Origin of the sequence: Nonomuraea lactucae (genome assembly GCF_003313395.1) — a bacterium.
GTDB lineage: Bacteria > Actinomycetota > Actinomycetes > Streptosporangiales > Streptosporangiaceae > Nonomuraea > Nonomuraea lactucae.
Map to the genome: position 1 here is coordinate 1 of NZ_QNFZ01000788.1, position 4,910 is coordinate 4,910.

General features: G+C 73.9%; 5 protein-coding genes. 2 read left to right on the plus strand and 3 right to left on the minus strand.

The features are described from left to right. The 3 genes from DQW85_RS27610 to DQW85_RS27620 all read right to left on the minus strand — a co-directional run. Nucleotides 1-125, minus strand: a 125-nt coding sequence (locus tag DQW85_RS27610; protein WP_113702830.1) for an SDR family NAD(P)-dependent oxidoreductase, incomplete at its 3' end; no start/stop codon positions are given. A 2-nt stretch (nt 126-127) separates the two neighbouring features. Continuing rightward, on the minus strand, nt 128-1,162 hold the full coding sequence (locus DQW85_RS27615; RefSeq protein ID WP_113702828.1) for a phosphotransferase family protein: 1,035 nt from the start codon (nt 1,160-1,162) through the stop codon (nt 128-130). Continuing rightward, nucleotides 1,159-2,763: an aminotransferase-like domain-containing protein gene (locus DQW85_RS27620; protein WP_240197464.1), complete on the minus strand. Its 1,605-nt coding sequence runs from the start codon at nt 2,761-2,763 to the stop codon at nt 1,159-1,161. The genes DQW85_RS27615 and DQW85_RS27620 overlap by 4 nt, the downstream gene beginning before the upstream one ends. Before the next feature lie 72 nt (nt 2,764-2,835). Here DQW85_RS27620 and DQW85_RS27625 point away from each other — a divergent pair, with 72 nt between their 5' ends. Continuing rightward, the gene (locus DQW85_RS27625) at nt 2,836-3,474 is read left to right on the plus strand and encodes a pyridoxamine 5'-phosphate oxidase family protein (protein ID WP_113702829.1); all 639 of its coding nucleotides are present in this window, start codon (nt 2,836-2,838) and stop codon (nt 3,472-3,474) included. A 72-nt stretch (nt 3,475-3,546) separates the two neighbouring features. Beyond that, nucleotides 3,547-4,910, plus strand: a 1,364-nt coding sequence (locus tag DQW85_RS27630) for a serine/threonine-protein kinase (protein WP_205315453.1), incomplete at its 3' end; no start/stop codon positions are given.

Here is a 4,910-nt window from a genome sequence, read left to right on the forward strand (position 1 = left end):
AGGCGCTCGGCGGCGGGCCGGTCGATGTCGACGAGCACGCACCGCGCGCCGCCGTCGGCCAGCCGCCGGGCCACGGCGGCCCCGATGCCGCTGGCCGCGCCTGTGATCAATGCCACTGAGCTCATGATCAGGCCTCCTGGTCGAGCATGCGGTGGGCACGTGCGATCAGGGTGGGCATGGCGGCTCCGAGGCCGTCGAAGCCCTCCCCAACGGTCTTACCCTGCCTGAAGCGGGCGTGGATACCCTCGACGATGACGGCGAGCTTGAAGTTGCCGAAGGCGACGTAGAAGTGCAGGTCGGCGATGTCCCTGCCGGACGCCTTGGCGTAGTGCGCGGCGAACTCGGCGGCGCTGAGGAACCCGGGCGCGAGGGTCACGTCACCCGCGACCGGCACCGCGGCGCGCTCGTCGTCTCCGGGGTCGTGCCAGTAGGCCAGGGTCAGTCCGAGGTCGGCCAGCGGGTCGCCGAGCGTGGACATCTCCCAGTCGACCACGGCCTGGATCTCCGGGGGCTGGGGGTCGAGCCGCACCAGCGTGTTGTCCAGCCGGTAGTCGCCGTGCACGAGGGTGCTCGCCGAGGTCGCGGGCATGCGCTCGCGCAGCCTCGCGACCAGGCGGTCGTACTCGGGCACGTCGGCGGCCTTCGACCGTTCCCACTGCTGCTCCCAGCGCTGGAGCTGCCTGGCCAGGTACCCGTCGGGGCGGCCGAAGTCGCCGAGCCCGGCCTCCCCGTAGTCGACGGCGTGGATGGCGGCGAGGATCTCGGCCAGCCGTTCCCCGAGCCGCCGCGCCTGTGCCGGCGGTGGATCGCCGAGGTCCTCCCTGGTGCGCACGGCCGTGCCGTCGACGTGGCCCATCACGTAGAACGGGGCGCCGATGACGTCCTCGTCAGGGCAGAACGCGAGCGCGGGCGGGACCGGCACGGGCGTCTCCGCCAGGGCGGAGATGACCCGCCACTCGCGCCGCATGTCGTGCGCGGTCGGCAGCACGTGGCCGAGCGGCGGCCGGCGCAGCACGACAGGCCGCTCGCTCGCCTCCACGAGGTAGGTGAGGTTCGACTTGCCGCCGGAGATCAGCGAGGCCCGCAGAGGCTCGCCCGCGCTGGGGACGTGCGCGGCCATCCAGTCGACCAGGCGGGGCCAGTCAAGGCCGGGTACGGTCATGGGACAACATTAGAACGGCATTCGGTTTGCCGCGCAACGAGTCGCGCCAGGATCCCGCAGCCGCGGCGCACCTCGGCGAGCGAGGCGGAGCCGTAGCCGATGACGAGCCCGTGCACCCGCGGCGGACCGAGGTGGTGGCGCTCGACGGTGTCGAGGAGGACGCCCGCGTCGCGCGCGGCGGCGACGACCGGGACCACTGCCTCGGCGGGCAGCTCGGCGAGCACGTGCAGCCCCGCCGTGTCGCCGTGCAGGCGGCACACGCCGCCGAGCGCCTCGACGATGACCGCGCGGCGGCGCGCGTACTCCAGCCGCATGCGGCGCAGATGGCGGTCCAGGTCGCCGCGTTCGAGCAGGGTGGCCACGGCCTGCTGGACCGGCCCGCTGGTGCGGTCGCCCAGGTCCTCGCGCGTACGGGCGACCCTGTCGAGGAGTTCCTCCGAGCCCACCAGCCAGCCGACGCCGACATCGGGGGCCAGCGTCTTCGACAGGGTGCCGAGCAGCACCACCCGCGACGGGTCCAGGCCGAACAGGGCGGGCAGCGGGGCGACGTCGTAGCGGAACTCGGCGTCGTAGTCGTCCTCCAGGATCGTCGCGCCGGTGCGCCTGGCCCAGGCCAGCAGGCGTTCGCGGCGCGGGATCGGCAGCCGGCCGCCGAGCGGGTACTGGTGGGCGGGGGTGGTGTAGAGGAGGCCGAGATCGGCGGGCAGGTCGTCGACGATCACACCGTGCTCGTCCACCGGGCACGGCACCAGCTCGGCTCCCCTGGCGGCGAGCACGGTCCGCGCCACCCGGTAGCCGGGCTCCTCGACTCCCGCGCGGGCGCCCCGGCCGAGCAGCGCCAGCGCGCACAGGTCCAGACCGTTGCCGGTGCCCCTGGTGACCAGGATGTTCCGCGGGCCGACGGCGACGGCCCGCGAGCGCCGGAGGTGGTCGGCCAGCAGCTCGCGCAGGCGGGGCAGGCCGTACGGGTCGGGGCGGTCGCCGGGCGGGAGGTCGGCGGCCCTGCGCCAGGCCCGCTTCCAGGCGGCCCGGTCGTAGTCGCGTACCCAGGGATGGCCGGGCCTGAGGTCGATCCACCGCACGCCCTCGTCCCCGGCCGGATCCGGCACCCGCTCGGGCCCAGGCACGGATACAGGCACGGGCGCGGGGACGGGCGCGGGGACGAGAACTGGTGCGGGCGCGGGGACGGGAACAGGGGGGACGGGAAGCGGTGCGGGAACAGGGGGGACGGGAACCGGTGCGGGAACAGGGGGGACGGGAACCGGTGCGGGAACAGGGGGGACGGGAAGCGGTGCGGGAACAGGGGGGACGGGCGCGGGCGCGGGGACGGCTCGCCGCGGCGTCTCCAGGGGCGCGACGAACGTGCCCGAGCCGTGCCGTCCCTCCAGCCAGCCCTCGGCGTAGAGCTGCTGGAACGCTTCCGTGATCACCGTCCTGCTCACCGCGAGCTGGGCCGCCAGCCCGCGCGAGGACGGCAGCCGCTCGCCGGGCGCGAGCGTGCCCGCCAGCATGGCCCCGCGCAGCCAGTCGGCCAGCTGCGCGGAGAGCGGGACCGGGGAGCGCCGGTCCAGGGACACGGGCAGGTCGACGACGCTACGCACGGAAAGTGGTCTCCAGAAAGCGGTCAATAGTGGCACTACAGGATAGGTCCACTCGGCGAATACCGTCTATTCATGCTCTCCACCACACCCCGCACCCAGCTCGGACGCCTGAAGCAGCGCGGCAGCGCCGACAGAGACGACCTGTACGAGGTGCTCGACACCGGACTGGTCTGCCACCTGGGCGTGGTGGTGGACGGGCACCCGATGGTGGTGCCCACGGGCTACGGGCGCGTCGGTGAGACGCTCTACCTGCACGGATCCACCGGCGCGCGCTCGCTGCGGGCGGCCGACGGCGCCGAGGTCTGCCTCACGGTCACGCACGTGGACGGCATCGTGCTTGCCCGGTCGGTCTTCCACCACTCCGTCAACTACCGCTCCGCGGTCGTCTACGGCCGGGCCAGGCAGGTGACGGACGAGGACGAGCGGCTGGAGGGGCTCCGGGCGGTGACCGAGCAGCTCGCGCCGGGCCAGTGGGACTACGCCCGGCAGCCGTCACGCAAGGAGCTGGCCGCGACGGCCGTGCTGGCACTGTCGCTGGAGGAGGCGTCAGTCAAGATCAGGACCGGCGGGCCGGGCGACGACGAGGAGGACTACGAGCTCCCCGTCTGGGCCGGGGTGCTGCCCCTGGTGACGTCCTGGGGGGTGCCGGTGCCCGACCCGCTGCTCCGAGAAGGTATCGGCGTACCTGTTCACATCGGCGGCCGACGGTAGTTCCATGGTTCAGGAACCACCTGGCAAACTTTTTCCCTGGATCGTGCGTCTCATCAGGTGGGCCGACTCCTGATGGGAGGCAGGCAGATGGAGTGGAGTGCTCCCGGCTACACGGAGGTCAAGCAGCTCGGCGCGGGCGCCAGCGGCAGAGTCGTGCTCGCCGTGCACGACGAGACCGGCGTGAAGGTCGCGATCAAATATCTTTCGGCGGAGCTGCGCCGCGATCCGCATTCGCTGGCCCGCTTCCAGGCGGAGGCCCGCGTCCTGGTGACGCTGCGCGACCAGCACATCGCCACGCTCTGGGAATACGTCCAGGAGCCCGAGGGCGCGGCCATCGTCATGGAGCTGGTCAACGGCGTCTCGCTGCGGGCCCTGCTGCGCGAGAACGGCACGACGGGCCCCGAGGCCGCGCTGGTCGTGCTCAAGGGCTCCCTGCTGGGCCTCGCCCGGGCGCACGCGATGCGCCTCGTGCACCGCGACTACAAGCCCGAGAACGTCATCGTCCGCCACGACGGGGTGAGCAAGCTCGTCGACTTCGGCATCGCCGTACGCGAGGGCACGGCCTCGCACCCCGAGGGCACGCCCCCGTACATGGCGCCGGAGCTGTGGGCGGGCGCGCCGGCCACGCCCGCGACCGACGTGTACGCGGCCACGGCCGTGTTCTTCGAGTGCCTGACCGGTCACCGTCCCTACCGCTCGACCGAGCCGAGCGTGCTCGGCTACCAGCACGTGTACGCCCCGATCCCGGTGCACGACGCGCCCGAGCCGGTGCGCGAGCTGCTCATGCGCGGGCTGGCCAAGGACCCGGCCGACCGGCCGACGAGCGCGGAGGCGTTCGTGGCGGAGCTGGAGGAGACGGCGCGGGCCGCCTACGGCGAGGACTGGGAGGAGCGCGGCCGGCGGCGGCTGGCCGCGCTGGTGGCGCTGCTCGCCCTGCTCCTGCCCATGCCGCAGACGCCTCCCGCCGACGTCACCACCTCGTTCGCGCAGACGGTGTTCCGCGGGGCGATCCGCGGGGCGCGCCAGAACTCGGTACGGCTGGCCATGGGCGCGGGCCTGGCCACCGTGGTGGCCGTCGCCGCGGTGATCGTGCTGGCCAACCGTGAGCGCGATCCGAAACCCATCGACGTGGCCGCGGCCGTGCCCTCCCAGTCGCCGCCCGAGCTGGGCCCTCCCCCGGCCACCGGGAGCGACACACCGGAGCCGGTCACCTCGCCGCCCGAGAGCGCGACCGGCGACTCCTCGGGCGCCGTCGTGCCGTCCAGCGGCGAGCCGGAGACCGGCGGCCCCGAGACGAGCGCCTCGCAGACCCCCGCCCCCGAGACGGGCACCCCGGAGCCGACGCCCACCCCGACCCGCCAGCGGGCCACCCCGACCCCCACCCGAACGCCCACCCCGACCCCCACGCCGACTCCGACCCTCACCCCCACGCCGAC